We start from the raw sequence: 25,687 nt of genomic DNA on the forward strand, positions 1-25,687 counted from the left end.
CCTTCGTTCAGCCTTCCAGCTCTGCCCAGCGCTCGAGCAACTTGTCCAAGTCCTTCTGCAAGTCGTCGAGGCGCGCCAATACTTCCGTGGTGGCCTGCACCGGCTGCTGGTAGAAGCCCGGATCGGCGATCCGCTCCTGCAACCCGGCCATTTCCTGCTCCAGGGCATCGATCTGCCCGGGAATCGCTTCCAGCTCGCGCTGCAGCTTGTAGCTGAGCTTCTTCTTCGCCGGCTCGGCGCTCTCCTGCACCGGGGCGACTGCCGCCGGGGCCGGGGCTTCGACTATGGCAGTGGCCAGTTCGGCTTTGCCGGACTTGCTTTCACCCACACCGAGCAGACGCGGCGAACCACCCTGGCGCAGCCAGTCCTGGTAGCCGCCGACGTATTCGCGCACCTTGCCTTCGCCCTCGAACACCAGGGTGCTGGTGACCACGTTGTCGAGGAAGGCACGGTCGTGGCTGACCATCAGCACGGTGCCGGGGAAGTTAAGCAGCACTTCTTCGAGCAGTTCCAGGGTTTCCACGTCCAGGTCGTTGGTCGGTTCGTCCAGCACCAGCAGATTGGCCGGCTTGCTGAACAGCTTGGCCAGCAACAGTCGTGCCCGTTCGCCGCCGGACAGCGCCTTGACCGGCGTGCGTGCGCGCTGCGGGCTGAACAGGAAGTCGCCCAGGTAGCTCAGCACATGGCGGCTCTGGCCGTCGATACTGATGAAATCGCGACCTTCGGCGACGTTGTCGATCACGGTTTTTTCCGGCTCGAGCTGGTGACGCAATTGGTCGAAATACGCCACTTCCAGTTTGGTGCCGACTTCGATGCTGCCGCTGCTGGGCTGCAGGTCGCCGAGCAGCAGCTTGAGCAGCGTGGTCTTGCCGGTGCCGTTGGCGCCGAGCAGGCCGATGCGGTCGCCGCGCTGCAGCACCATGGAGAAATCCTTGACCAGGAAAGGGCCCCCGGCATGGGCGAAACTGACGTTTTCCGCCAGCATCACCTGCTTGCCGGACTTGTCCGCGGTTTCCAGGGCGATGTTCGCCTTGCCCTGACGTTCGCGGCGCTCGGCACGCTCGGCACGCATCGCCTTGAGTGCGCGCACGCGGCCCTCGTTGCGGGTGCGGCGGGCCTTGATGCCCTGGCGAATCCACACCTCTTCCTGGGCCAGGCGCTTGTCGAACAGGGCGTTGGCGGTTTCTTCGGCCGCCAATTGCTGCTCCTTGTGCACCAGGAAGCTGGCGTAGTCGCCGTTCCAGTCGATCAGGCCGCCGCGGTCCAGTTCGAGGATGCGCGTGGCCAGGTTCTGCAGGAAGGAACGGTCGTGAGTGATGAACAGCACCGCGCCGCCGAAATCCTTCAGTGCCTCTTCCAGCCAGGCGATGGCGCCGATGTCCAGGTGGTTGGTCGGTTCGTCGAGCAGCAGCAGATCCGGCTCGGAAACCAGCGCCTGGGCCAGCAGCACACGCCGGCGCCAGCCACCGGAGAGTTCGGCCAGGGTCTTGTCGGCCGGCAGTTGCAGGCGGCTCAGGGTGCTGTCGACCAGTTGCTGCAGGCGCCAGCCGTCTTTGGCTTCCAGCTCCTGCTGCACGTGCATCAGTTGCTCGAGGTCGTCATCGCCGTGGATGTTCTGCGCCAGATGGTGATAGCGCGCCAGCAGCTCGCCGACCCCGGCCAGGCCCTCGGCCACCACGTCGAACACCGTGCGCTCGTCGGCGCGCGGCAGCTCCTGCGGCAGCTCGCCGATCTTCAGCCCCGGCGCCCGCCAGATTTCGCCGTCGTCGGCCATCTGCTCGCCCTTGACCAGCTTGAGCATGCTCGACTTGCCGGTACCGTTGCGACCGATGATGCACACCCGCTCGCCCCGTGCGATCTGCCAGGACACCCCGTCGAGCAGGGGCATGGCGCCATAGGCGAGGGATACATCAGCGAACTTGAGCAGGGTCATGGGCTTCTCCAGAAACAGGCGGCGCATTCTACCCGAGTTGGCCGGCGCTCTGTTGCCACATATGTCCGCCGAGCGCGCCGGCATTCACCGCGCCCCGGCGAACGGCTAAGCTAGAGCCATGCAACGAACGGAACCCGTTGCCCCCTCACCTGCTTGCCCTGGAAATGCCATGCGCGGTCGTCTTCTTTCTGTAGTTTCCTGCCTGATCCTCACCACTGCCGGCCTGGCCAGCGCCGAAGCCGCCAACCTGACGCAGCAGCGCCAGTACTACGACGAGGCCAAGCGCGCCCTGGCCAAGGGCGACAGCGGTCCCTACCGCCGCTACCAGGCCGCGCTGCGCGACTACCCGCTGACGCCCCACCTGGCCTACGACGAGCTGACTCACCGGCTCAAGTCGGCGAGCAACGCCGAGATCGAAAAGTTCCTCGCCGAGCATGGCGACCTGCCCCAGGCCAGCTGGATGAAACTGCGCTGGCTGCGCTGGCTGGCCGAACGCGGCGACTGGCAGCCCTTCCTCGCCCACTACGACCCGGCGCTCAATTTCACCGAGCTGGACTGCCTCTATGGCCAGTACCAGCTGAGCCACGGCCTGATCGCCGAAGGCAATGCCACCGCGGAGAAGCTGTGGCTGGTGGGCAAGTCGCAGCCCAATGCCTGCGATCCACTGTTCGCGCGCTGGGCGGCAGCCGGCCAGCTCACCGAACAACGCCGCTGGCAACGCACCAAACTGGCGGTGGAAGCCGGCAACTACGGCCTGGCCAACCACCTGAGCAAGAGCATGCCGACCCTCGGCGCGCGCGCCAAGCTGCTGGTCGAGGTGGCGCAGAAGCCGCAGCTGCTCAAGCAGACCGCGCGTTTCGCCCCGGCCGACGCCGCCATGGCCGACGTGGTCGGCCTCGGCCTGCGCCGTCTGGCCCGGCAGAGCCCCGAGGACGCCCTGAGCCTGCTCGACAGCTACGCCCAGCGCATGAAGTTCTCCCAGGACGAACAGGTGGCCATCGCCCGGCAGATCGGCCTGACCCTGGCCAAGCGCTTCGACATGCGCGGCCTGCAGGTGATGGCCAAGTACGACCCGGAGCTGCGCGACAACACCGTCAGCGAGTGGCGCGCCCGTCTGCTGCTGCGTCACGGCCGCTGGGACGAGGCTCATCAGCTGACCCAGCGCATGCCGGCCGACCTGGCCAGCAGCAACCGCTGGCGCTACTGGAACGCGCGCAGCCTGCAGCTGGCACAACCGAACAGCCAGCAGCCGGCGGTGCTCTACCAGGCCCTGGCCAAGGAGCGCGACTTCTACGGCTTCATGGCCGCCGATCAGGTCAAGGCGCCCTACCAGCTGAACAACAAGCCGCTGGCGCTCGATCCGAAGACGGTGCAGAAGGTGCGCAACACCACCGGCATCCGCCGTGCCATGGAATTTCACGATCGCGGCCAGATCGTCGACGGCCGCCGCGAGTGGTACCACGTCAGCCGCCTGTTCAGCCGCGACGAGCTGGTGGCCCAGGCCCGCCTGGCCTACGAGATGCAGTGGTATTTCCCGGCCATCCGCACCATCAGCCAGGCGCAGTACTGGGACGATCTGGAGGTGCGTTTCCCCATGGCCCACCGTGAACAGCTGGTGCGCGAGGCCAAGCGCCGTGAACTGCATTCGAGCTGGGTATTCGCCATCACCCGCCAGGAAAGTGCGTTCATGGCCGATGCCCGTTCCCACGTCGGCGCCATGGGCCTGATGCAGCTGATGCCGGCCACCGCCAAGGAAACCGCGCGCAAGTTCGGCATCCCCCTGGCCTCGCCGCAGCAGGCGCTCAACCCGGACGTCAATATCCAGCTCGGCGCGGCCTACCTGAGCCAGGTGTACGGCCAGTTCAACGGCAACCGCGTCCTCGCCTCAGCCGCCTACAATGCCGGGCCCGGCCGCGTGCGCCAGTGGCTGCGCGGCGCCGACCATCTGAGCTACGACGTCTGGGTGGAGAACATCCCGTTCGACGAAACCCGCCAGTACGTGCAGAACGTGCTGTCCTACTCGGTGATCTACGGTCAGAAGCTCGACGCGCCGCACCCGCTGGTGGCCTGGCACGAGCGCTATTTCGACGATCAGTGAAAGGCGATCCCCTCGGCCGGCCGCGCCGCGCGCAGCTGACCGAGGGTCTGCTGCGCATCGCGCGACCCTGCCGGCGTTACTCCAGCACCTCGACCGGCATACCGACCTGCAATTCGCCGACGCCGCGCGGCAGCAGGTTCTGCCCGAAGTACACCTGGCCATCGCGCTCGCGGTAGGTCTTCAGCGTGCTCAGCGGTTCGCGGTCGGCGCTGCGCTCGCCGGTCTGCGGGTCCACGGTGGTGAGGATGCAGCGCGAGCAGCCCTTGGCCACCTCGAACTCCACCGCGCCGATGCGGATGCGCTTCCACTCGTCCTCGGCATAGGCTTCGCTGCCGGTGACCACCAGGTTGGGGCGAAAACGCAACATCGCCAGTGGCCGGCCGACCCGCGCCGCCAGGTCGTCCAGCGACGCCTGGCCGATCAGCAGCAACGGAAAACCGTCGGCGAAGGCCACCCGATCACCCGGCTGGGCATAGGCGGTGTCGACCTGGCGCGTGCGCGTCTCCGGCACCTGCACCAGACGACAGGCGCGGCCCAGCAGCGCGCTAAGCCAATCGGCGGCCGCATCACCGGCATCCGGCACGCGCAGGCTGTCGCGCCAGACCGTCACGCCGCGCAGATCCTGCTCGGGGTCGGGCAGCGCCACGGCCAGATCGGCGCAACCCGGCGCGCTCAGGGTCAGGCCGCCGCGGGCGTCGTACAGGGCGCCGAGCTGGCTCATCTGCGGCAGCAGGCGCTGGGTGATAAAGCGCCCGCTCTCGGCTTCGACTACCATCCAGCGACGGTCGCCATGCAGGCCCAGGCCGTCCACGGCGCTGCGCTGCAGCACTTCGCCACGACCGGATTTGAGCGGATAGCGGTACAACTGCGAGAGACTCAACATGCGCCAGCTTCCTGTTTCGCAAAACGCCCTTATACGAGTTGCCGGCGGCGCTCACAAGTCCGCCGCCGCGATCCTCCTGGCGGTGATGCTGGGGGGCTGCAGCGGCAGCCCGCCGAGCGAGCTGGGGGTGCGCGGCGGTCGCCTGGCGCCCTGCCCGGCCTCGCCCAACTGCGTCAACAGCCAGGCCAGCGACGAGCAACATGCCATAGCGCCGCTGGCGCTGCGCGGCAGCCCGGAGGAAACCCGAAGACGCCTGCTGCAGCTGTTGGCGGACGAGCCGCGGGTACGCCTGGTGGTGCAGGAGGATGACTATCTGCGCGCGGAATTCACCAGCCGGGTGCTGCGCTTCGTCGACGACGTGGAGTTTCTTATCGAGCCGCAGGCGGTGCAGGTGCGCTCCGCCTCGCGCCTGGGGCATTCGGATCTGGGGGTCAACCGCGAGCGGGTGGAGCATCTGCGCCAGCGCCTGGCGCAACAGCCCTAGGTTTCAGCTCGGTTCGTCCAGCGCCAGGCGCTGGCGGATCACGTCCACCAGCTTGTCCGGCTGGAACTTGGAGAGGAAGTTGTCGCAACCGACCTTCTTCACCATGGCATCGTTGAAGCTGCCCGACAGCGAGGTGTGCAGCACCACATGGAGGTCGCGCAGGCGCGGGTCGTTGCGGATCTCGCTGGTCAGGCGGTAGCCGTCCATTTCCGGCATTTCCGCGTCGGTGAAGATCATCAGCAGCTTGTCGGTCATCACCTCGCCGCTGTCGGCCCACTTCTTCAGCAGGTTCAGCGCCTTGAGGCCATCGCTGGCCATATGCATGCGGATGCCCAGCTGCGACAGGGTATCGCGCAGCTGACTCAGGGCCACGCTGGAGTCGTCCACCAGCAACACCTCGCGACCGCGGGCCTTCTCCAGCAGCGGGTCGGCGAGTTTCTCGGCGGAAACCTTGGTGCTCATCGGCACGATCTCGGCCAGCACCTTCTCCACGTCGATGACCTCGACGATCTGCTCCTCGACCTTGGTGATGGCGGTCAGGTAGTGCTGGCGCCCGGCGCCCCCGGGCGGCGGCTGGATCGACTCCCAGTTGAGGTTGAGGATGCGGTCGACGCTGCCGACCAGAAAGGCCTGCACCGAGCGGTTGTACTCGGTGACGATGATGGTGCTGCGCTCGTCCGGCACCAGCGGACGCATGCCGATGGCCTGGGACAGGTCGATCACCGGCAGGGTCTGGCCACGCAGGTTGACCACGCCGCAGACGAAGGGGTGGCGCTGCGGCATCAGGGTCAGCTTGGGCAGCTGCAGCACCTCCTGCACCTTGAACACGTTGATCGCGAACAGCTGGCGCCCGGCCAGGCGGAACATGAGGATTTCCAGGCGGTTCTCACCGACCAGCTGGGTGCGTTGATCTACTGAATCGAGGATGCCGGCCATTGCGCGCTCCTGAGGGGTTAAGGCGAGTCTAGCGTCAGGTTATCGGCCGCGCGCGCTGCCGCTGAAGCGCTGCTGGCGTAGCGCCATCATGCCTGAGCCGCCCTCAGCCGCCAAGCAAGGGCGAATCGGCCGGCAGGTGCAGGCGCAACGCCGCGGCTTCCGCGCGAAAGCGCAGGCCGCGGCTCTCCAGCGGCTCGCCGTCGAGATTGAGGTCGAGCCCTTCGGCCGCCTCCACCTCCAGCCAGGGCACGCGGGCGCCGATGGCCACGCTCTGCAGGCCGTTGATGCCGCCGGACAGCAGCGTAGCGAGGGTGCCGACCACATCCTGCGCCGCCGGCACTATGCACACGTCGAGCAGGCCGTCGTCGGCCAGGGCATCGGGGCACAGCAGGTGGCCGCCGCCGGCCTGCCGGCCGTTGCCGATGCCCAGGGCGAGAAAGTCGCCCTCCCAGGCGAAACCCGGCGCCTGGAAACGACCGAAGGCCGAACGCACCTCGGAAAAGCGGCTGAGCCCGGTGAGGAAATAGGCGGCGCCACCGAGCACCTTCTTCAGTTCCTCCGAGGTATTGGCGGTGACGTTGGAGCCGAAACCGCCGGTGGCCATATTGAGAAAGGCGCGCTCGCCGGCCAGGCCCAGGTCCACCGGACGCGGCTCTCGCTCCAGCAGCGCCAGCGCCTCGGCCGGCGCCAGCGGCACACCGGCGGCGCGGGCGAAGTCGTTGGCGGTGCCCAGCGGCAGCAGCGCCAGGCTGGCACCGCCACCGGCCCGGTGCAGGGCCTCGGCGACATCGCGCAGGGTGCCGTCGCCGCCGCCGGCGATCAGGGTCGGGTAGCCGGCCGCCAGCCCCTCGGCGACCAGGCGCTCGCCATCGCCGCCCTCCCAGGTCAGGCGCACCGCTAGGTCCCAGCCCTGCTCGCGCAGATCGGCCACCGCCGCCCTCACCTCCTCGTTCAACGCCTGCTTGCCATGCAGGATCAACCAGGCCTTGCGCTCGCGCATCGCAGTCCTCCTTGAAAGGGATCGGCAACAGCCTACTGGCTGCTTGCCCGACAAACATATCTAATTAATAGATACTTATGTCGTATTATTTGCGCTTTTAAATCGATCAGATCAAATAGATCATGCCGCCATCGACGTTGCACGGGACTAGGCCCGGGCACTACCGGAGGATTTGCCATGATCGAAGTACGCCCCTTTGCACAGCTCGGCGCCGCCCAGCACGGCTGGCTGAATGCCCGTCACCACTTCTCCTTCGCCGAGTACCACGACCCCGCACGGATGAACTGGGGCCGCCTGCGGGTGTGGAACGACGACGAGATCGCCCCGCAGTCGGGCTTCCCGCCGCACCCGCACCGCGACATGGAGATCATCACCTACGTGCGCCAGGGTGCGATCACCCATCAGGACAACCTGGGCAACCAGGGCCGTACCGAGGCCGGCGACGTGCAGGTGATGAGCGCCGGCACCGGCATCGCCCACAGCGAATACAACCTGGAGGACGAGACCACCAAGATCTTCCAGATCTGGATCCAGCCGAACCAGGCCGGGCTGCCGCCGTCCTGGGGGGCCAAGCCGTTCCCCAAAGGCGACCGCTCCGGAGCCTTCGTCACCCTGGCCAGCGGCTACGAGGAAGATGCCGACGCCCTGCGCATCCGCACCGATGCGCGCCTGGTGGCGGCCACGATCAAGGCCGGAGAAAGCGCCGAGTACAGCCTGCAGCCGGGTCGCAAGGCCTATCTGGTGGGCGCCAGCGGCGCCTTCAGGGTCAACGGCGTGGCGGCCCAGGCACGTGACGGCGTGGCCATCGCCGATGAAACGCTGATCCGCGTCGAGGCGCAGGAAGACAGCGAGATCGTGCTGGTGGATGTCGCCTGATGCCAAACCAATCGCCCTCCGCTTAGGAGGGCGATCTTTTTCTGTGGAAAGTAGCCCGGATGCAATCCGCGGAAGCGGCGTACACGCCTCCCGGATTGCATCCGGGCTACGAATAGCGCTTTACGCCGGGTAACCGGTGATCTTGCGAATGCGTTGGTAAAGCGGTTTGAGCTGACGGTACATGCGCTGGTAGACCTGCCCGTAGAGCTGGTCGTAGGTGTGCTGCGCGGCCGGGTTGGGCTGGAACACCTGGCCAACGCGGGTCATGGCGGCGATGGCGCTCGGGTAATCCGGGTGCAGGCCCAGGCCCACCGCGCAATTGATCGCCGCGCCCAGGCCGCTGGTTTCGTACAGGTGCGGGCGCTCGGCCGGCAGGCCGAAGATATCGGCGGTCAGCTGCATGGCCGCGTCGCTCTGCGAACCGCCGCCGGACACGCGCAGGCGCTCGATACGGGTGCCGGCGCGTTTCTCGATGCGCTCCTTGCCCTGGCGCAGGGCGTAGGCCAGGCCCTCGAGGATCGCCCGGTACAGGTGCGCGCGGGTGTGCACGTCGCCAAAGCCGATGATCGAACCCTTGGCCTCCAGCCCCGGCTCGCGGATGCCCGGCGTCCAGTAGGGTTGCAGCATCAGGCCCATGGAGCCGGGCGGCACGGCGTTGACCAGCTCGTCGAACAGCGCCTCGGGCGGCACGCCGAGGGCCTCGGCGCGCTGCATCTCGCGCAGGCCGAACTCGCGCTTGAACCAGCTGACCATCCAGAAGCCGCGGTAGATCATCACCTCGGTGTTGAAGTGATCCGGCAGCGCCGCCGGGTACGGCGGGATCAGCGCGATGGTTTCCAGGTAACGGCGGCGCGTGGTGTTGATGGTCGCAGTGGTGCCGTAGGACAGGCAGGCGGTGCCGGCGTCCAGCGCGCCGGATCCCAGCACTTCGCAGGCCTTGTCGGCGCCGGCGGCGATCAGCGGCAGGCCCTCGGGAATGCCGGTATGGCGGCTGGCGGAGGCGCTGATACTGCCCAGGCGCTCGCCCGGCTTGACCAGCTCCGGCAGTTGCTCGCGGCGCACGGCCAGCGCCTGCCATTTCCAGTCGCCCAGCGCGGCCCAGCGCAGGCGCTTGTAGTCGAACGGCAGGTAGGCCACGCAGCTGCTGGTGGAATCGACGAAGCGACCACACAGGCGCTGGGTGAGAAAGCCCGACAGCAGCAGCACCTTGTGCGTGCGCGCGGCGACATCCGGCTGGTGCTGGGCGACCCAGTTGACCTCGGCCTGGCCGCGAAAGTGATCCACCGCCTCCTCGGCCCGCGCCAGCTTGAACAGCCAGCCCCAGGGCCCCTTGATCCGCCCCTGCACCTCGGCGCGGCGCTGGTCGAGCCAGAGCATCGCCGGGCGCAGCGGCGCGCCCTGCTCATCGACATGGATGATGCTGCCACGCTGGGTGGTCACCGCTACGCCCTTGATCAGGCGACGGTCGATATCCACCTGCTGCCACAGCAGCCGGCAGGCCTCGCCGAGGCTGGCCCAGTAGTATTCCGGGTCCTGCTCGGCCCAGCCCGGCTGGCTGGAGAAATAGGGATCGAGCTCCACCTTACCCTTGGCCAGCAGGTTGCCCTGGGTATCGAACAGCAGCGCACGCACGCTCTGGGTGCCGTTGTCGATGCTCAGCAGGTAGCTTGGTTCGCTCAAGGTGTGATCCTTCTCGTTATACCTGTGGTTGCGCACATGGACCTGTATATCGGGGAATGTTCGGTGTGCATGGCCTAGGCGGCCCCGCGACACCCTGCGGGCCGGCGGTGATCCGGGTCATGGCAGGCTATAGCAGCGCCGCCACAGCGCCAGGTAGTCCGTCTCTTCCTGCTGCCAGCGCGCATCGTTCCAGCCCAGGCGCGGCTGGCACAGCGTGCGGATACGCGGCAGTTCGGCGTGCCCACCGCCCGCCAGCAGCAGGCCCAGGCGGGTACGGCGCAGCAGCAGGTCGTCCAGGTGCAGCACCAGCTCGCCCTCGGCGGCCCAGGCCAGTTCGGCCCAGAAGGTGTCGGTACCCGCGACGCAATCGCCGCCGATCTCGTCGATCAGACGCAACACCTCGCCCAGCTGGCGACCATGGCGACCGGCCAGGCGGCGCTGCTGCGCCGGGCTCAGGCCGGGCATGGGCGGGATCGACACCGGACGAAACACCGCCGTGCCGCGATCCTCCACCGGCTTGCCGACGAAGCCTGCACAGGCACTCAGCACCTCCAGCGCCAGCAGGCGGAAGGTGGTCAGCTTGCCGCCGGCCAGGGTCACGCTGCCCGGCTCGATCCACAGCGCATGCTCGCGCTTCTCGTCCGAGGGCTTGAGCCCCACGCTGCCATCGCCCACCACCGGGCGCACGCCGGCCCAGGTCGACAGCACATCGCCGCGCGTCACCTCGGCGGTCGGGAACTGCTGGGCGCAGGCGGCCAGCAGGTAGTCGACCTCCTCCATGCTGATGGCCGCCTCGGCATCCAGATCGCCCGCATGATCCAGGTCGGTGGTGCCGATCACCGTCGCGCTCTCCCAGGGGAAGACGAATACCGGTCTTCCATCCGCGACGTGCATAAAACTGAAGGCATGTGCCACCGGCAGGCGCCAGCTGGGCAGCAGCAGATGGCTGCCGCGCAGCGGACGAATGCGGCCATTGCCCGGCTGGCGCAGGCGATCAGCCCAGGCGCCGGTGGCCTGGGCCACGGCACGGCTGCGCAGGCGGTAGCGGTTGCCCGTCTCGATATCCTCGGCGAGCACACCGACCACCTTGCCCGCCTCGCGCAGCAGCTCGACCACGCGCATGCCGTTGAGCGCCTCGCCGCCTTCGCCACGCGCCTCGCCCAGCACGCGCTGCACCAGGCGCGCGTCATCGGTCACCGCGTCGAAGAAGCGCGTGCCACCGAGCAGACCGTCTTCGCGGATGCCCGGCGCCAGGTAGCGCAGCTGCTGCAGCGGGTAGAACAGATGATTGCGCTTGCCGGCCAGGGCGTCGTACAGGCTGAGCAGGCCACCGAAGACCTTAGGCCCGGGGAAGCCGCCGCGGTAGTGCGGCATGACGAAGCTCAGCGGTTCCACCAGCCCCGGCGCCTCGCCGAGCAGGCGCTGGCGTTCGCGCACCGAGTCGCGGGTCAGCCCCAGCTGGCCCTTGGCGACGTAGCGCAGGCCGCCATGCACCATCTTCGACGAGCGGCTGGAGGTGCCCCAGGCGAAGTCGCGCTGCTCCAGCAACAGGCAGCGCCAGCCGCGCCGCGCGGCTTCGCGCAGGATGCCGGCGCCGCAGATGCCGCCGCCGATCACCAGCAGATCCCAGTCGCGCCCGGCCAGTTCGGGCAGGGCGCGCTCGCGCCAGGCGGCGTTCCACTGCTGCATGTTCAATCCTGCAGCAGCACGCCGGGAGCCAGGCGCTGCTCCGGGTCGAAATGCGTGGCCAGGCTGCGCAGCGTGGCCATGCCCAACTCGCCCTTCTCCGCCGCCAGGTAGGGCGCGTGGTCGCGGCCGACGCCGTGCTGGTGGCTGATGGTGCCGCGGTTCGCGGCGATGGTGCGGCTGGCCGCCGCCTTCAGGCGCTGCCAGCGCGCCATGGCCTCGGCGTAATCGGCGCCGGGGCGGAACACGTAGCTGGTGTAGATGCTCGATCCTTCGCCGTAGACGTGCGACAGGTGGGTGAACACGTGCACCCGCTCGCCCTCGCCGGCCAGTTCGTCGCGCAGGCTGGCTTCCACCTGGTTCAGCAGCTTGTCGACGTTCGACCAGTCGGTGGCGGTTTCCAGGGTGTCCACCAGGTAGCCGCGCTCCCACAGGCCGTGGCGCAGATAGGGGAAGCGGAAGCGGTTGTGCTCCCATTTCTTGCCCAGCAGGGTGCCGGTGAACACCCCGCCGAAACCTTTCAGCAGGCGTCGCGCCTGCTTCAGCGAGGCGGCGTTCTGCAGGCGGTTACCGGTGAGGCCGAAGGTCAGCATGCACTTGCCGTCACGCGCGCCGCGCAGCGCCAGGTACTTTTCCAGCCAGGCGATCTGCCGCGGGTGACCGGCCAGGGCCAGCTGGGTGCGGGTTTCGATGGCGTTGGACAGGCGCAACATGGACAGCGGCACGCGCGCCTGGGCCAGACTGCGGATGGCGCTCAGCGCCTGCTGCCAGTTGGGCAGGAACACCGCGTAGAAACGTTCCTGCTCGGCCAGGCGACTGATGCGCACACGCACCTCGGAGATCACCCCGAAGCGCCCTTCCGAGCCCAGCACCAACTCGCGCAGGTCCGGCCCGGCGGCCGACGCCGGAAAGGTGGGAATCTCCAGGGTGCCGGCGAAGGTCTCCAGCTTGCCGCCGGCGAACAGCTGCTCGATACGCCCGTAGCGCAGCGACTGCTGACCGCTGGAGCGGCTGGCGACCCAGCCGCCGAGGGTCGACAGCTCCCAGGACTGCGGAAAGTGGCCCAGGGTGTAGCCGCGCGCGCGCAGCTGGCTCTCCACCTGCGGGCCGTTGGCGCCGGGGCCGAAGGTGGCGATCAGGCTGTCCTCGTCGATCTCCAGCAGGCGCGTCATGCGCTCCAGCGACAGGGTCAGCACCGGCCGCCCACCGGCCTGCGGGTTGATATGCCCGGCCACCGAGGTGCCGCCGCCGTAGGGAATCAGGGTGACGTCGTGCTGCTGCGCCCAAGCCAGCAGCTCGCGGATCTGCGCGGCGCTTTCCGGGCAGGCGACGCCATCGGGGAACAGGCCGAACTCGCCGGAACGCATCGCCAGCCAGTCCGGCAGGCTCTGCCCGCGGGCATGGCGCACGCGCACCTCGGCATCCTGGCTGATCAGCGGGTGTGGGGCCAGGCGCGAGGCCGGCACGCGGGCCAACACCTCCTGCAGGCTGGCGTCGGCCAGACGCTGGCCGGGGCCGATCAGCTCGGCGAGAAAGGCCTCTCCATGGGCCGGCAATTCCACCTCGGTGGCTTCGTCACCCCAACCGTTCCAACGTCGCATCGCATCCCCCATTCCGATCGGCACTTATGGCTGCCTATACTAGCCAGCCGCCGCCGGCCGTCACTGTCGGATCGGGCCAGGGCCTGTCGCCAATCAAGCCAGGCGCCGCGCCCGCTTCCCCCAGAACAAGAAGAAACCATGGAAAACCTCGGCTACACCTCGGTTCCCGCCCTGCTCAAGTACCTGCGCCAGGCCGAACAGCTCGGTCTGGATGTCGACCGCGCCCTGGCGGCCGCCGGCATCGAGGCGCAGGAGCTGGCCGACAACGGCAAACGCATCCCCAGCGAAGTGCACGAGCGCCTGCTGGCGCATCTGCTGGAGGTCTCCGGCGACCCGCTGTTCGGCCTGCACGCGGCGCGTTTCGTCCAGCCCGGTTCCTGGAGCGTGCTCGGCTATATCGCCATGAACTGCGCCACCCTGGGCGAGGCCATGGGCCGCATCGTGCCCTACGAGAAACTGGTCGGCGACATGGGCACCAGCCGCCTGGAAATGGCCGCCGACCATGTGCGGCTGATCTGGAGCTGCCGCCACCAGGCGCCGCAGGTGCGCCGGCATATGGTGGAGAACGTGCTCGCCTCCTGGCTGCTGTACGCGCGCTGGATCGCCGACTCCGAGCATTCGCCGCGCGAGGTGTGGTTCGAACATGCGCAACCGGCCGGCACCGAACTCGGCGAGTACCAGAGCCTGTTCGGCTGCCCGGTATTGTTCGAACAACCCTGCAACGCCCTGCTGGTGCCGTTGGACTACCTGGCCGTGCCGCTGCGCCAGGCCGATGCCAACCTGCTGCGCACCCTGGAGGAACACGCCCTGGCGCTGATGGCCGGGCTGGACGACGATGAGCCGCTGCCGCGGCGGGTGAAGAACGCCCTGCGCCTGCTGCTCAAGGACGGCCTGCCGCGCAAGGAACGGGTGGCGGAGAAGTTCGACATGACCGTGCGCACCCTGCAGCGTCACCTGCAGCAGGCCGGCACCAGCTACCAGCAGATCCTCGACGAACTGCGCCAGGAGCTGGCCGAGCACTACCTGCTGCGCAGCGACCTGGCGATCCAGGATATCGCCTGCTACCTGGGCTTCACCGAATCGCGCTCGTTCCACCGCAGCTTCAAGGGCTGGACCGGGCAGACGCCGGGGGAGTTTCGCGAGGCCAGGCGCAAGGACGGCGGTGTGCTCTGAGCGCACATTCCGTGGGAGGGTTTTAGCCGCGCCAGGTAGTCGCCGCTAAAGCCCCTCCCGCAGGTGCCTCAATGATTGACCGTATGCGCCAGCATCACCGACAGCTGGCACAGCGGCCGGCCGCTCTCGGCGTGCCACTGGTTGAAGGCGGCCTGCACCGCGGCCAGCTCCTTCTGGCTGGTCGGTGCCTTGTCGACTATGCCCTGGGCCTTGAGCGCCGCGACCATGTCGTCGCTGGGGATGAAGGTATCCTTGCCGACCATGCGCAGAAAGCGCGGCGCCGACATGCCGCCGAGCTGACTGCCGTGCTTGGCCAGGTACTTCCACAGACCGACGATATCGGTCACCGGCCAGTCGGCGATCAGGGCGCCGAAACTGCCTTTCTCGCGGCGCACGTCGAGGATGAACTGGGCATTGCGCGGCACGCTTTTCAGCTTGCCCAGGTGACGGATCAGCCGCGCGTCCTGCATCAGGTTCTCCAGGCGTTCACCGCCCATCAGCACCACCTTCTCCGGATCGAAGCCGAAGAACACCTCCTCGAACGCCGGCCACTTGGCGTCCACCAGGCTGTGCTTGAGGCCGGCGCGGAAGATGCGCAGGCTGATCAGCGACAGGTAGCGGTCATCGCTCAGCGCGCGCAGCTCGGCGTCGCTGCGCGGCTGCGGCAGCAGCGCTTCCAGCGCGCGGGCCGAGCCGAAGCGGTTGAGGCAGTATTCGTGCAGCCATTTGTAGTCACGCATGGAGGGGTCGCGCCGTCAGTGGAACAAGCTGCAAAGGGTGCCCGCACAGCCCCCGGTGCGGCAAGTGCCATGTCTGCCGTAGCAGCGCGCTGGCGGGCGCTCCCGCCGCATCGCCCGCCAGCCAGGCGCCTACGCCGAGAGCGCCGCGCCCCGCAGCCGCTCCGCCGCCTGGCGCAAGGCGCTTTCGGTGCCGCTCCAGCCCAGGCAGCCGTCGGTGATCGACACGCCGTAGCGCAGCTCGCCGCTCAGCGCCTGACAGCCGTCTTCCAGGTGGCTCTCCAGCATCACCCCGCGCAGGCTGGCGTCGCCGGCCAGGCGCTGGTCGATCACGCTGGCCAGCACGGCCGGCTGGCGCAGCGGGTCCTTGCCGCTGTTGGCGTGACTGCAGTCGACCATGATCCGCGCGGCGATGCCCTGGCGCTGCAGCGCCTCGCGTGCGGCCGCCACGCTGGCGGCGTCGTAATTGGGCGCGCCGTGGCCGCCGCGCAACACCAGGTGGGTATCCGGGTTGCCGGCGGTGTGCAGCAGCGCCGGGTGACCGAGCTCGTCGATGCCGAAATGCTGGTGCGGGTGCGCCGCCGAGCGCATGGCGTCGCAGGCGATGGCGAGGCTGCCGTCGGTGCCGTTCTTGAAGCCCACCGGCAGATCCAGGCCGCTGACCATCTCGCGATGCACCTGCGATTCGCTGGTGCGCGCACCGATGGCCGCCCAACCGAGCAGGTCGTCGAAGTAACCGGCCGCCAGCGGCTGCAGCAGTTCGCTGGCCAGCGGCAGGCCGCGGGCGAGGATATCCAGCATCAACTGGCGCGACAGGCGCAGGCCTTCGGCCATATCGCCGCTGCCGTCCAGCTGCGGGTCGTACAGCAGCCCCTTCCAGCCCACGGTGGTGCGCGGCTTTTCCACGTAGGCGCGCATCACCAGCAGCAGCTGGTCGTCCACCTGCGGCGCCAGCTCGGCCAGGCGCTCGGCGTATTCGAGCGCAGAAGCGCGGTCATGCAAGGAACAGGGGCCGACCACCACCAGCAGGCGCGAATCGCGGCCATCGAGCACGGCGCGAATAGCGTCACGGTCGGCGGCAATACGTTCGGCGAGGGCATTGGCCAACGGCAGGCGCTGGCGCAAGACGGCGGGGCTGGGCAGCGGCTGGGCGCTGCGGCGGGCGATGGGGGTGACGCTGGAAACGAGTTGAGCGGAGACGGATGCGTTCATGATCTGGCGGTTCCTTGGCCGGCGCGGTCGATGCCGCGGCGGCGCTAATCTGTTGTTCGTTGCAGGGGTGTCAGGGCGGCAGTGATGCTGCTAAATCGCCAGTCGTAGCGGTAGTTGCGGTAATAACGGTTCATCTGTGCATCCTCTAAGCGCTTGGCCGTTTTCGGCCGAAAAAAACAAAACCCCCGGTCGGGTTGCCGACCGGGGGTTTTCTGGAAAACGTCTCTGGTGGCGACCCTGTTGTCTCAGGCCGCCTGTGGGGTATCAGGCGCGCCTGTGGCTAAACCAATACCCAAAGTAATACGCGGCAGCGACCACCGCCTGCGCACGGGCCAGCGCGGCGCGCGAGGCACCGGCGTGGAGCGAGGACAGGAGGTTGTGGCTGGACGACATGATGTTCTCCGAAGCGATGGCCGAACCTTACTCCAGGCCTTCGCGGCCTGGCAAGCGAGGCGTGGAGAAACAATGGTCGCGGCTAAAGCCCCTCCCACAGTTCGCGTCGCTTGTGGGAGGGGCGTAGGGTGGATGTCGCTTTTTACATCCACCAATTCCCTTGCAAGGTGGATCGGTAAAGCGTGATCCACCCTACGGCCGTGCGTTACAGGCTCATCACATCGAGAAAACGCGGCGTGGCGCTGTCGTCGATCTTCAGGCTCTTGAAGTCGAACAGGTTGCGGTCGGCCAGTTGCGAGGGGTGCACGTTCTGCAGCGCACGGAACATGATCTCGACCCGACCCGGGCTCTTGCGCTCCCACTCCTGCAGCATCTCCTTGACCACCTGACGCTGCAGGTTCTCCTGCGAACCACACAGGTTGCACGGGATGATGGGGAATTCCTTGAGTTGGCTGTAGGCCTCGATATCGGCCTCGGCGCAGTAGGCCAGCGGGCGGATCACCACGTTACGGCCGTCGTCTGAGAGCAGCTTGGGCGGCATGGCCTTGAGCGTGCCGCCGTAGAACATGTTGAGGAAGAAGGTTTCCAGGATGTCGTCGCGGTGGTGCCCCAGCGCCATCTTGGTCGCGCCGATCTCGTCGGCGTAGGTGTACAGGGTGCCGCGGCGCAGGCGCGAGCACAGCGAGCAGGTGGTCTTGCCCTCGGGGATCTTCTCCTTGACCACCGAGTAGGTGTCCTTCTCGATGATGTGGTAGGCCACGCCGATGGATTCGAGGTAAGCCGGCAGCACATGCTCGGGAAAGCCGGGCTGCTTCTGGTCCATGTTCACCGCGACGATCTCGAACTTGATCGGCGCCACCTTCTGCAGGTACAGCAGCACGTCGAGCATGGTGTAGCTGTCCTTGCCGCCGGACAGGCAGACCATCACCTTGTCGCCATCCTCGATCATGTTGAAGTCGGTGATGGCTTCGCCGGCCAGGCGGCGAATGCGCTTCTGCAGTTTGTTCTGGTTGACCGAAAGGGTGCCCATGGTGCGTCGGAATCCGGGGGTAGGAACGAAAGCGCGACATTTTACGCACAATGGCCCGCTCGCCCTACCCCACCGACGGCGAAATGCTAGGCTCGGCCGATGAACGACGACCTCGACCCCGACCTGGACCTGGCCGACCAGGTGCTCGAACTGCTGCTCGCCGCGCCCGACGGGCTGGCCGAGTACCAGCTGATCCAGCAGCTCAAGCAGCGCCACAGCGGGCATATCCCCAACCTGCCGCTGACCGACAAGCTGGTGCTGTTTCGCACCCATTTCCTCCTGTTCAACGCCCTGTACCGCCTGCGCGAGCGGCTCTGGCAGGAGGGCCGCCACCTGCTGCAGATCGCCCCGCTGTGCATCCGCCTGCAGCCCTACCAGGCCGGCAGCGCGGCGCTCAGCGAGCGCGACGGGCTGCGCGACTACTACCTGGACATGAGCAACCTGCGCGATACCGACGAGCGCGATGTCGAGCGCCTGCTGGCCAGTTTCTGGACCCGCATGCAGGGCGGCGAGGAGAAACAGGCGGCGCTGGCGCTGTTCGAACTGGACGGCCCCGGCGCGGTCCTCGACCTGGCCAGCATCAAGCGGCGCTACCGCCAGCTGGTCAGCCAGCACCACCCGGATCGCGGCGGCAGCACCGAGCGGCTGCAGTCGATCAACAAGGCCATGGAAATTCTAGAGCGCTATTACAACTGACCGGCAGAGAGCAATTCGCTCTAAAGCCAGGCACCACGCGCCCTCCAGCCCCTGCCTATACTGCGACATACGGTCGCATAGGTTCGGCCTGGCACCCGGTGGCGCTGTACACGCGCGCCGGGCGTCCGCTGGGGGGCGATCGTCATAAAAAGAGGAGGTGTCTGGCATGATCCACCACGTTTGGGGGCTCTTCACCCATCCCGACCAAGAATGGCAAGAAATCCGTGGCGAGGAAGAAACCATCAGCCACATGTACCTGACCCATGTCCTGCTGCTCGCCGCCATCCCGGCGGTCTCGGCTTACATCGGCACCACCCAGGTGGGCTGGTCGATCGGCGACCGAGCGCCGGTGATGCTCACCGAGGGCAGCGCCCTGAGCATGACCATCATGTCCTACCTGGCGATGCTCGCCGGCGTCGCGGTGATGGGCGCCTTCATCCACTGGATGGCGCGCACCTACGACGCCAACCCGACCATGACCCAGTGCGTGGTGTTCGCGGCCTACACCGCCACCCCGCTGTTCATCGGCGGCCTGGCGGCGCTCTACCCGCACCTGTGGCTGGCGATGGTGGTCGGCACGGTGGCCATCTGTTACACGGTGTACCTGCTCTACGTCGGCATCCCGACCTTCATGAACATCCCCGAGGACGAGGGGTTCATGTTCTCCAGCTCGGTGCTGGCGGTAGGCCTGGTGGTGCTGGTGGCGATGATCGCCACCTCGGTGATCCTCTGGGGCCTGGGCGTCGGCCCGGTCTACACCAGCTGAGGGCAATGGCGACTCGGCGAAACCACCTGCGGGTGGTTTCGTCGTTTATGGGCTGCCGCCAGGGCCATGATTGGGCATAATCGGCGCATGCCCGAACAGCTCCACGCCCGCGTCGAGGCCTGCTACCAGCTGGCCGAAACCTTCTTCAAGCAACGCTTCGCTCGCCCCGAGATCAGCTTCAAGCTGCGTGGGCAGAAGGCCGGCGTCGCCCATCTGACGGAAAACAAGCTGCGCTTCAACCTGCAGCTGTATCGCGACAACCGCGAGGACTTCCTGCAGCAGACCGTGGCCCACGAGGTGGCGCACCTGATCGCCCACCAGCTGTTCGGCCCGCGCATCCAGCCCCACGGCGAGGAATGGCAACTGATCATGCGCGGGGTCTACGAGCTGCCGCCGCACCGCTGCCACAGCTACGACGTGCAGCGGCGCAAGGTCAGCCGCTTTATCTACCGCTGCAGCTGCCCCGACGGCGAATTCCCCTTCTCCGCCCAGCGCCATGCCCTGGTGGCCAAGGGCCGACGCTACTACTGCCGACACTGCAAGGTGACCCTGCAGTTCACCGGCCAGCAGCGGGTGGAATAGCCTGCGGCCAGGCCCCGGCAGCGCCCACAGGCACGCCCTACGTCAGGAACGTCCTGAAAAAGCCATTTATCGCCACCCCCGCGAAGGCGGCCCAGGGACTACGCACCTTCTGGACTATTGCGCCGTTCAGCGATAAAGCTGCTGTCCTGCCTGCGCGGAAACGACGGCTATTTCAGAGTTGCCTTAGCAAATCCCGATACCGCGCCAGATCGGCGGCGGAAAAACAGCAGAACAGCACGCGCTCGATCCTCGGCAGGCGGGCGACTTCCTCGCGTACCGTCGCCACCGCGATGCCGGCCGCCTGCTCGGCGGGATAACCGTAGATGCCGGTGCTGATCGAGGGAAAGGCGATGCTGCGCAGCTCATGCTCGGCGGCCAGGCGCAGCGCATTGCGATAGCAGCTGGCCAACAGCTGCGCCTCGCCGCGCTCGCCGCCGTGCCAGACCGGCCCCACCGTATGGATCACGCAGCGCGCCGGCAACGCGAAGCCGGGCGTCAGCCGCGCCTCGCCGGTGGGACAACCGCCCAGCGGCCGACAGGCCTCCAGCAGCCGCGGCCCGGCGGCGCGGTGAATGGCACCGTCCACCCCGCCGCCGCCGAGCAGCGAGCTGTTGGCGGCGTTGACTATGGCGTCGACCTCCAGGCCGGTGATATCGGCCTGGACGGCTTCGAGCATGGCGATCATGGCCGGGCCCTCCCGCTTCAGCATAGCCCCGTCAATCAGCCCAGCGCCTTGACCGCCCGCAGCGCGGCGATCTGCTCGGCGCTGTAGCCCAGTTCGGCCAGGACTTCCTCGGTATGCGCGCCGACCGCCGCGCCGATATGCCGCGGCGCCGGCAAACCGCCCGAGAACTTCAGCGGGCAGGCCAGTTGCCGCTGCGCCGGCAGCCCATCGCGCGGCACCTCGGTGACCAGCCCGCGCGCCTTGATCTGCGGATGTTCCACCGCCTCGGACAGCGGCAGCATGGGCTCGACGCAGGCGTCCAGGGCGGCGAAGCGCTGGCACCACTCGGCGAAGTCGCGGCGCTCGAATTCGATCTCGATCTCGCGCTTGAGCGCGCGCTGATCCTCGGGCTTCGGCGACAACCCGCGCGCCGCCAGCTCCGGCCGGCCGATGGCCTGGCAGAACTGCTGCATGAACTGCGGCTCCAGGCTGCCCACCGAGAACCAGCGGCCGTCGCGGGTGCGGTAGTAGTCGTAGAAGCTGCCGCCATTGAGCGCCTGGTTCTCCATCTCCGGCTCCACCCCGGCGCCGAGGTAGCCGGCGCCGGCCATGGCGTGCAGGCTAAAGGCGCAGTCGGTCATGCTCACGTCCACCTGCTGGCCCAGGCCTGTGACCTGGCGCTGCACCACCGCGGCGAGCAGGCCGATCACCCCGTGCAGCGAGCCGCCGGCGATATCCGCCAGTTGCACCCCCAGCGGCAGCGGGCCGCTGTCGCGGCGGCCGGTGTAGCTGGCGAGGCCGGCCAGCGCCAGGTAGTTGATGTCGTGCCCGGCGCGGTCCTTGTACGGCCCGCTCTGGCCGTAGCCGGTGATCGACACGTAGATCAGCCGCGGGTTGATCGCCTTCAGCGCCTCGTAGCCGACGCCCAGCTTGTCCATCACCCCGGGGCGGAACTGCTCCAGCACGATGTCGTACTCGCCCACCAGCTTCTTCACCACCTCCAGCGCCTCGGGGCGCTTGAGGTCGAGGGCGATGGCGCGCTTGTTGCGGTTGAGGTAGGCGTGGCTGGTGGAGGTGCCGCCGTCGTGCGGCGGCAGCACGCGCACCAGGTCCATGCGCGTGGGCGACTCCACGCGCAGCACCTCGGCGCCCAGGTCGGCCAGCAGCAGCGAGGCGAAGGGCCCCGGCAACAGGGTGGAGAAGTCGAGGATTTTCAGCGAAGACAATGGGCCGGACATGGCGACTCCCGATCAGATGATGTGGTGTCGGGCGAGAGGCCCTAGCCCCTCACCCCAGCCCTCTCCCCAGAGGGGCGAGGGGTAGAACGGTGCAACCCCGGCCGGCGTAGCCCGGATGCCATCCGGAATTGCGCTAGCGGATTGCCTGCGGGCCAGGGATCAGGGCTCCCAGACAATGGCATCGCTCGCCGACAGGCCAGCCAGCGCCCCGGCGTAGCGCGCCTCCAGCACGTTGCGGCGGATCTTCATGGTCGGCGTCATGCAGCCGTTGTCCACCGTCCAGGCCTCGCGCACCAGGATGAAATGGCTGATGCGCTCATGCGGCGCCAGGCGCTCGTTGAGTGCCTGCAGATGCGCCTGCAGCGCCTGGCCGACCACCTCCTGCGGCTGCTGGCGGGCCGCCGGCGACAGCTCGATCAGCGCCAGCGGCTGGTCCAGGTTGCTGCCCATCAGGCACACCTGCTCGACCCAGTGGCTCTTGGCGATCTCGCCCTCGATGGGCGCCGGCGCCACGTACTTGCCTTTGCTGGTCTTGAAGATGTCCTTGACCCGCCCGGTGATGCGCAGGTAGCCCGCCTCGTCCAGCTGGCCGCGGTCGCCGGTGTGCAGCCAGCCGCCCTCGAGCGTCTCGGCGGTCTTCTCCGGCTCGCGGTAATAGCCCTGCATCAGGGTTTCGCTGCGCAACAGGATCTCGCCGCTGGCGTCGATGCGCAATTGCAGGTGCGGCATGGGCCGGCCGACCGTGCCGAAGCGCACCTGCCCCGGCCGGTTGAAGCAGCCGTAGGCGAAGTGCTCGGTCATGCCGTAGCCCTCGCAAATGGTCAGACCCAGGCGCCGGTACCAGTCCAGCAGCCCAGTGGAAATCGCCGCCGCGCCAGACACCAGGATGCGCGCACGATCCAGCCCCAGCCCCGCGCGCACCTTGCGCGCCACCAGGCGGCCGAGCAGCGGGATGCGCAGCAACCGTTCGAGCTTGTGCGCCGGCAGCTGCTCCAGCACGCCCTGCTGAAAGCGCGTCCACAGCCTGGGCACCGAGAAGAACACGGTTGGCCGCACCCGCCGCAGGTCGCTGGCGAAGGTCTCCAGCGACTCGACGAAGGCCACCGGCGCGCCGCAATAGAGGCTGTTGAACTCCACCAGAAAGCGCTCGGCGGCGTGCGACAGCGGCAGGTAGGAAAAGAACTGGTCCTGCGGCGTCATGCCCATCTCCGCCGTGGCGTGCGCCGCGGAAAAGGCCATGGCATGGGCCGAGAGCATCACCCCCTTGGGCTGCCCGGTGGTGCCCGAGGTGTAGAGGATCGACAGCAGCTCGTCGCCGCGCTGCTGGCGGCTACCCGCCAGGGGCTCGTGGGCGGCCAGCAGCTCGTGCCAGCGGTGCTCGGCCGGCATGGTCGGATAGGGCATGGCGATGCGCGTGATATGCGGGCCGATGCCGGCGGCCAGCTTGTCCGGCTCGTCCAGCTTGCCCACCAGGATCAGCTTGCAGCCGGCGTGCTGCAGCACATAGGCGATCTGCTCGGGCGCCTGCAGCGGATAGAGCGGCACGCTGACCAGCCCGGCGTGCTGGGTCGCCAGGTCGCTGATAAACCATTCGGCGCAGTTCTTCGCCAGCAGCGCCACCCGCTCGCCGGGCAAGCAGCCCAGCGCCAGCAGCGCGCTGGCCAGGCGCCGCGCCTGCTCGTCGACCTGGCGCCAGGTGAAATCGTGCCAGATACCGGCCACCGGCTGGCGCAGCCAGACCGCGTCGGGTTGCCGATCCAGCCAGTGGTTGAAGCGTTGCAGCGGCAGTTGCAGTGGTTCGGTCATCGCGGCGCACCTGTTGTCGGTTGTTGTGCGGGGCCAGCGGCAGATCCCGGCGCGGCACCGGGGGCGTCTCGCTCAGTCGGACATTACAAGGCGAACACCCGGCGGGCGTTGCCGTACAGAAACTGCGCCTCCACCTCGGCGTCCAGGCCGAGTTCCTTGACCTGGGCCATGCAGCGGCTCAGGGACAGCTGGGGAAAATTGCTGCCGAACAGCACCTTGTGCGCGCCGTAGCTCTGCATGTACTGCAGCAGCTGCGCCGGGTAGTAACGGGGCAGATAGGCCGAGGTGTCGATGAAGACGTTGTCGTGCTTCCAGGCCACGCCGATCATCTCGTCCGTCCAGGGATGGCCGATATGCCCGGCGACGATGCGCAGCTCCGGAAAGTCCAACGCCACCTCGTCCAGATAGGGCACCGGGCGCCCGGTTTCCGACGGCATCAGCGGGCCGGTATGGCCGACCTGGGTGCAGAAGGGAATGTCCAGCTCGATGCACTTCAGGTACAGCGGGTAGTAGCGCCGGTCGTTCGGCGGCAATTTCCACAGCCAGGGCACGATGCGCAGCGCCTTGCAGCCCAGCTCGTGCACGGCCCGCTCCAGCTCGCGCACGGCGGCCATCGGCTTGCTCAGGTCGACCGTGGCCACGCCGACGAAGCGCTCGGGAAAGGCCCGGGTGAACTCGGCGATCTCGTCGTTGCTGAACACCCAGCCCTCGGGGCGGCACCAGGCGGCCAGCATCAGCTTGTCGACACCGGCCTCGTCCATCAGCGCGATGGTCTCCTCGGGGTCGAGTCGCACATCCAGCAGATGCGCACTGCCGGACTTCTCGAACAGCCGCGCCACCTCCGGCATGCGTTCGCGCAGCCGGCCACCGGCGGGCTGGGCCCATGCGTCAATTGCAAGATTCATCTCCACTCTCCGTCGAACGGCCGCTACAGCTTCATCCCGCGGCTGATGATCTCCTTCATGATCTCCGAGGTGCCGGCGAAGATGCGCTGGATGCGCGCGTTCGCGTACATCTTGCAGATCGGGTATTCCCACATGTAGCCCCAGCCGCCGTGCAGCTGCACGCCCTCGTCGACCACCTTGCACAGCAGCTCGGTGGTGAACAGTTTGGCCTCTGCGGCGACTTCTGCACTGAGCTTCTTCTGGTTGTGATCCATCACGCAGCGGTCGGTGAACACCTGGGCCACGTCGATCTGGGTGCGCATCTCGGCCAGCTTGAAGCGGGTGTTCTGGAAATGCGCCACCGGGCGGCCGAAGGCCTGGCGCTCCTTGACGTAGTCGATGGTGGTCTGCAAGGCCGCCTCGGCGCCGGCCACCGCGCCGCAGGCGTTGGTCAGGCGCTCCTGGGCGAGCATGTTCATCAGGTAAAAGAAGCCGCCCTTGGCATCGCCCAAGAGGTTCTCCTTGGGCACCTTGACGTCGTTGAAGAACAGCTCGGCGGTGTCCTGGCTGTGCATGCCGAGCTTCTTCAGCTTCTTGCCGCGCTCGAAACCTTGCATCCCACGCTCGACCAGGAACAGGCCCATGGCGTGCTTGTTGGCCGGGTCGGTCTTGGCCGCGACTATCACCAGATCGGCCAGGTAGCCGTTGGAGATGAACACCTTGGAACCGTTGAGCAGCCAGTGGTCGCCCTTGTCCAGCGCGGTGGTGCGCATGCCGGCCAGGTCGGAACCGGCGGCCGGCTCGGTCATGGCCACGGCGAGGATGGTCTCGCCGCGGACGATGCCTGGCAGCCAGCGCGCCTTCTGCTCCGCGCTGCCGTACTCGGCGATATAGGGGCCGCACAGCGCCGAGTGCAGCGGGATCATGAAGCCCGGCTCGTTGATCCGCGCCAGCTCCTCGCACATGATCTGCTCGTAGCGGAAATCCTTGAGCCCGGCGCCGCCGTACTCCTCGTCCGCCCAGGGCAGCAGAAAGCCCATCTCGCCGGCCTTGGCCCACACGCTGCGGTCGACCACCCCGGCGGCCTCCCACTCCTCCTGATGCGGCACCACCTCCTTATCGAGAAATGCGGCGAAGGCGTCGCGGAACAGGTTGTGCTCGGTGTCGAAATGGTTGCGCTGCATGGGGCGGTTCCTCCGCTGATTGTGCTGCCAGCGAGGTTAGGCGCCGCCCCCGTCCCCCTCAATGACCCATGCGCTCAGCCTCGATTGACCCAATCGCTCGGCTGGCTTGCCCTGCACCACAGCCGCTGCCTACCATCGGCACCCC

General features: G+C 67.7%; 22 protein-coding genes. 7 read left to right on the plus strand and 15 right to left on the minus strand.

Annotation, left to right across the window (positions count from 1 at the left end; translation table 11 throughout):
- Positions 1–7: 7 nt before the first annotated feature.
- Complete coding sequence (locus EA796_RS01530; RefSeq protein ID WP_031303244.1) at positions 8–1,933, minus strand: ATP-binding cassette domain-containing protein; 1,926 nt, start codon at positions 1,931–1,933, stop codon at positions 8–10.
- Positions 1,934–2,102: 169 nt separating this feature from the next.
- Between EA796_RS01530 and EA796_RS01535 the strand changes: the two genes are divergently transcribed.
- Entirely contained in the window at positions 2,103–4,031 is a 1,929-nt protein-coding gene (locus tag EA796_RS01535) for a transglycosylase SLT domain-containing protein (RefSeq protein ID WP_122107264.1), read from the plus strand.
- Positions 4,032–4,107: 76 nt separating this feature from the next.
- On the opposite strand, the gene EA796_RS01540 is transcribed toward EA796_RS01535, so the two are convergent.
- A complete protein-coding gene (locus EA796_RS01540) occupies positions 4,108–4,914 on the minus strand; it encodes an MOSC domain-containing protein (RefSeq protein WP_122107265.1) in 807 nt (268 codons plus the stop codon).
- On the opposite strand from EA796_RS01540, the gene EA796_RS01545 reads away from it, so the two are divergent.
- Positions 4,913–5,398, plus strand: coding sequence for a DUF1499 domain-containing protein (locus tag EA796_RS01545; RefSeq protein ID WP_218567621.1), 486 nt, complete (start codon positions 4,913–4,915; stop codon positions 5,396–5,398). The two genes, EA796_RS01540 and EA796_RS01545, sit on opposite strands and share 2 nt — an antisense overlap.
- A gap of 3 nt (positions 5,399–5,401) precedes the next feature.
- Here the strand turns inward: EA796_RS01545 and EA796_RS01550 are convergent, their stop codons facing one another.
- A complete protein-coding gene (locus tag EA796_RS01550; protein WP_021444477.1) occupies positions 5,402–6,334 on the minus strand; it encodes a chemotaxis protein CheV in 933 nt (310 codons plus the stop codon).
- Positions 6,335–6,437: 103 nt separating this feature from the next.
- On the minus strand, positions 6,438–7,334 hold the full coding sequence (yegS, locus tag EA796_RS01555; RefSeq protein WP_122107267.1) for a lipid kinase YegS: 897 nt from the start codon (positions 7,332–7,334) through the stop codon (positions 6,438–6,440).
- Between the two features lie 177 nt (positions 7,335–7,511).
- Between yegS and EA796_RS01560 the strand changes: the two genes are divergently transcribed.
- Positions 7,512–8,210, plus strand: coding sequence for a pirin family protein (locus EA796_RS01560; protein ID WP_021442946.1), 699 nt, complete (start codon positions 7,512–7,514; stop codon positions 8,208–8,210).
- A 120-nt stretch (positions 8,211–8,330) separates the two neighbouring features.
- Here EA796_RS01560 and EA796_RS01565 read toward each other — a convergent pair whose 3' ends face one another.
- The 3 genes from EA796_RS01565 to EA796_RS01575 form a co-directional block, all read right to left on the minus strand.
- Complete coding sequence (locus EA796_RS01565; protein WP_122107268.1) at positions 8,331–9,890, minus strand: FGGY-family carbohydrate kinase; 1,560 nt, start codon at positions 9,888–9,890, stop codon at positions 8,331–8,333.
- Positions 9,891–10,007: 117 nt separating this feature from the next.
- Complete coding sequence (locus EA796_RS01570; protein ID WP_122107269.1) at positions 10,008–11,579, minus strand: glycerol-3-phosphate dehydrogenase/oxidase; 1,572 nt, start codon at positions 11,577–11,579, stop codon at positions 10,008–10,010.
- Between the two features lie 2 nt (positions 11,580–11,581).
- On the minus strand, positions 11,582–13,177 hold the full coding sequence (locus EA796_RS01575) for an FAD-binding oxidoreductase (RefSeq protein ID WP_122107270.1): 1,596 nt from the start codon (positions 13,175–13,177) through the stop codon (positions 11,582–11,584).
- 138 nt (positions 13,178–13,315) lie between these two features.
- On the opposite strand from EA796_RS01575, the gene EA796_RS01580 reads away from it, so the two are divergent.
- Positions 13,316–14,350, plus strand: a complete 1,035-nt coding sequence (locus tag EA796_RS01580) for an AraC family transcriptional regulator (RefSeq protein ID WP_122107271.1) — start codon at positions 13,316–13,318, stop codon at positions 14,348–14,350.
- A 68-nt stretch (positions 14,351–14,418) separates the two neighbouring features.
- Here the strand turns inward: EA796_RS01580 and EA796_RS01585 are convergent, their stop codons facing one another.
- The 3 genes from EA796_RS01585 to ttcA all read right to left on the minus strand — a co-directional run bounded on the left by EA796_RS01585 (position 14,419) and on the right by ttcA (position 17,722).
- Positions 14,419–15,090, minus strand: a complete 672-nt coding sequence (locus tag EA796_RS01585; protein ID WP_021442951.1) for a DNA-3-methyladenine glycosylase I — start codon at positions 15,088–15,090, stop codon at positions 14,419–14,421.
- 129 nt (positions 15,091–15,219) lie between these two features.
- Positions 15,220–16,299 (minus strand): 3-deoxy-7-phosphoheptulonate synthase, encoded by a 1,080-nt coding sequence (locus EA796_RS01590; RefSeq protein ID WP_122107272.1) that lies wholly within the window; start codon positions 16,297–16,299, stop codon positions 15,220–15,222.
- 598 nt (positions 16,300–16,897) lie between these two features.
- Positions 16,898–17,722, minus strand: a complete 825-nt coding sequence (gene ttcA / locus EA796_RS01595) for a tRNA 2-thiocytidine(32) synthetase TtcA (protein WP_003244364.1) — start codon at positions 17,720–17,722, stop codon at positions 16,898–16,900.
- Between the two features lie 99 nt (positions 17,723–17,821).
- Between ttcA and EA796_RS01600 the strand changes: the two genes are divergently transcribed.
- The 3 genes from EA796_RS01600 to EA796_RS01610 all read left to right on the plus strand — a co-directional run bounded on the left by EA796_RS01600 (position 17,822) and on the right by EA796_RS01610 (position 19,766).
- A complete protein-coding gene (locus tag EA796_RS01600; protein WP_122107273.1) occupies positions 17,822–18,418 on the plus strand; it encodes a DNA-J related domain-containing protein in 597 nt (198 codons plus the stop codon).
- A 166-nt stretch (positions 18,419–18,584) separates the two neighbouring features.
- On the plus strand, positions 18,585–19,184 hold the full coding sequence (locus tag EA796_RS01605; RefSeq protein WP_021444086.1) for a Yip1 family protein: 600 nt from the start codon (positions 18,585–18,587) through the stop codon (positions 19,182–19,184).
- Between the two features lie 87 nt (positions 19,185–19,271).
- Entirely contained in the window at positions 19,272–19,766 is a 495-nt protein-coding gene (locus EA796_RS01610; protein WP_122107274.1) for a SprT family zinc-dependent metalloprotease, read from the plus strand.
- A 172-nt stretch (positions 19,767–19,938) separates the two neighbouring features.
- Here EA796_RS01610 and EA796_RS01615 read toward each other — a convergent pair whose 3' ends face one another.
- The 5 genes from EA796_RS01615 to EA796_RS01635 form a co-directional block, all read right to left on the minus strand.
- Positions 19,939–20,451: an O-acetyl-ADP-ribose deacetylase gene (locus EA796_RS01615; protein ID WP_122107658.1), complete on the minus strand. Its 513-nt coding sequence runs from the start codon at positions 20,449–20,451 to the stop codon at positions 19,939–19,941.
- Between the two features lie 35 nt (positions 20,452–20,486).
- A complete protein-coding gene (locus EA796_RS01620) occupies positions 20,487–21,668 on the minus strand; it encodes a CaiB/BaiF CoA-transferase family protein (RefSeq protein ID WP_122107275.1) in 1,182 nt (393 codons plus the stop codon).
- A 159-nt stretch (positions 21,669–21,827) separates the two neighbouring features.
- Positions 21,828–23,474, minus strand: a complete 1,647-nt coding sequence (locus EA796_RS01625; RefSeq protein ID WP_122107276.1) for an AMP-binding protein — start codon at positions 23,472–23,474, stop codon at positions 21,828–21,830.
- A gap of 83 nt (positions 23,475–23,557) precedes the next feature.
- Positions 23,558–24,379 carry an amidohydrolase family protein gene (locus tag EA796_RS01630; protein WP_122107277.1) on the minus strand — a complete coding sequence of 274 codons (822 nt, stop codon included), beginning with the start codon at positions 24,377–24,379 and terminating at the stop codon, positions 23,558–23,560.
- 23 nt (positions 24,380–24,402) lie between these two features.
- The gene (locus EA796_RS01635) at positions 24,403–25,542 is read right to left on the minus strand and encodes an acyl-CoA dehydrogenase family protein (RefSeq protein WP_122107278.1); all 1,140 of its coding nucleotides are present in this window, start codon (positions 25,540–25,542) and stop codon (positions 24,403–24,405) included.
- Positions 25,543–25,687: the final 145 nt, after the last annotated feature.

The organism is Pseudomonas sp. AOB-7, assembly GCF_003696305.1.
GTDB lineage: Bacteria > Pseudomonadota > Gammaproteobacteria > Pseudomonadales > Pseudomonadaceae > Aquipseudomonas.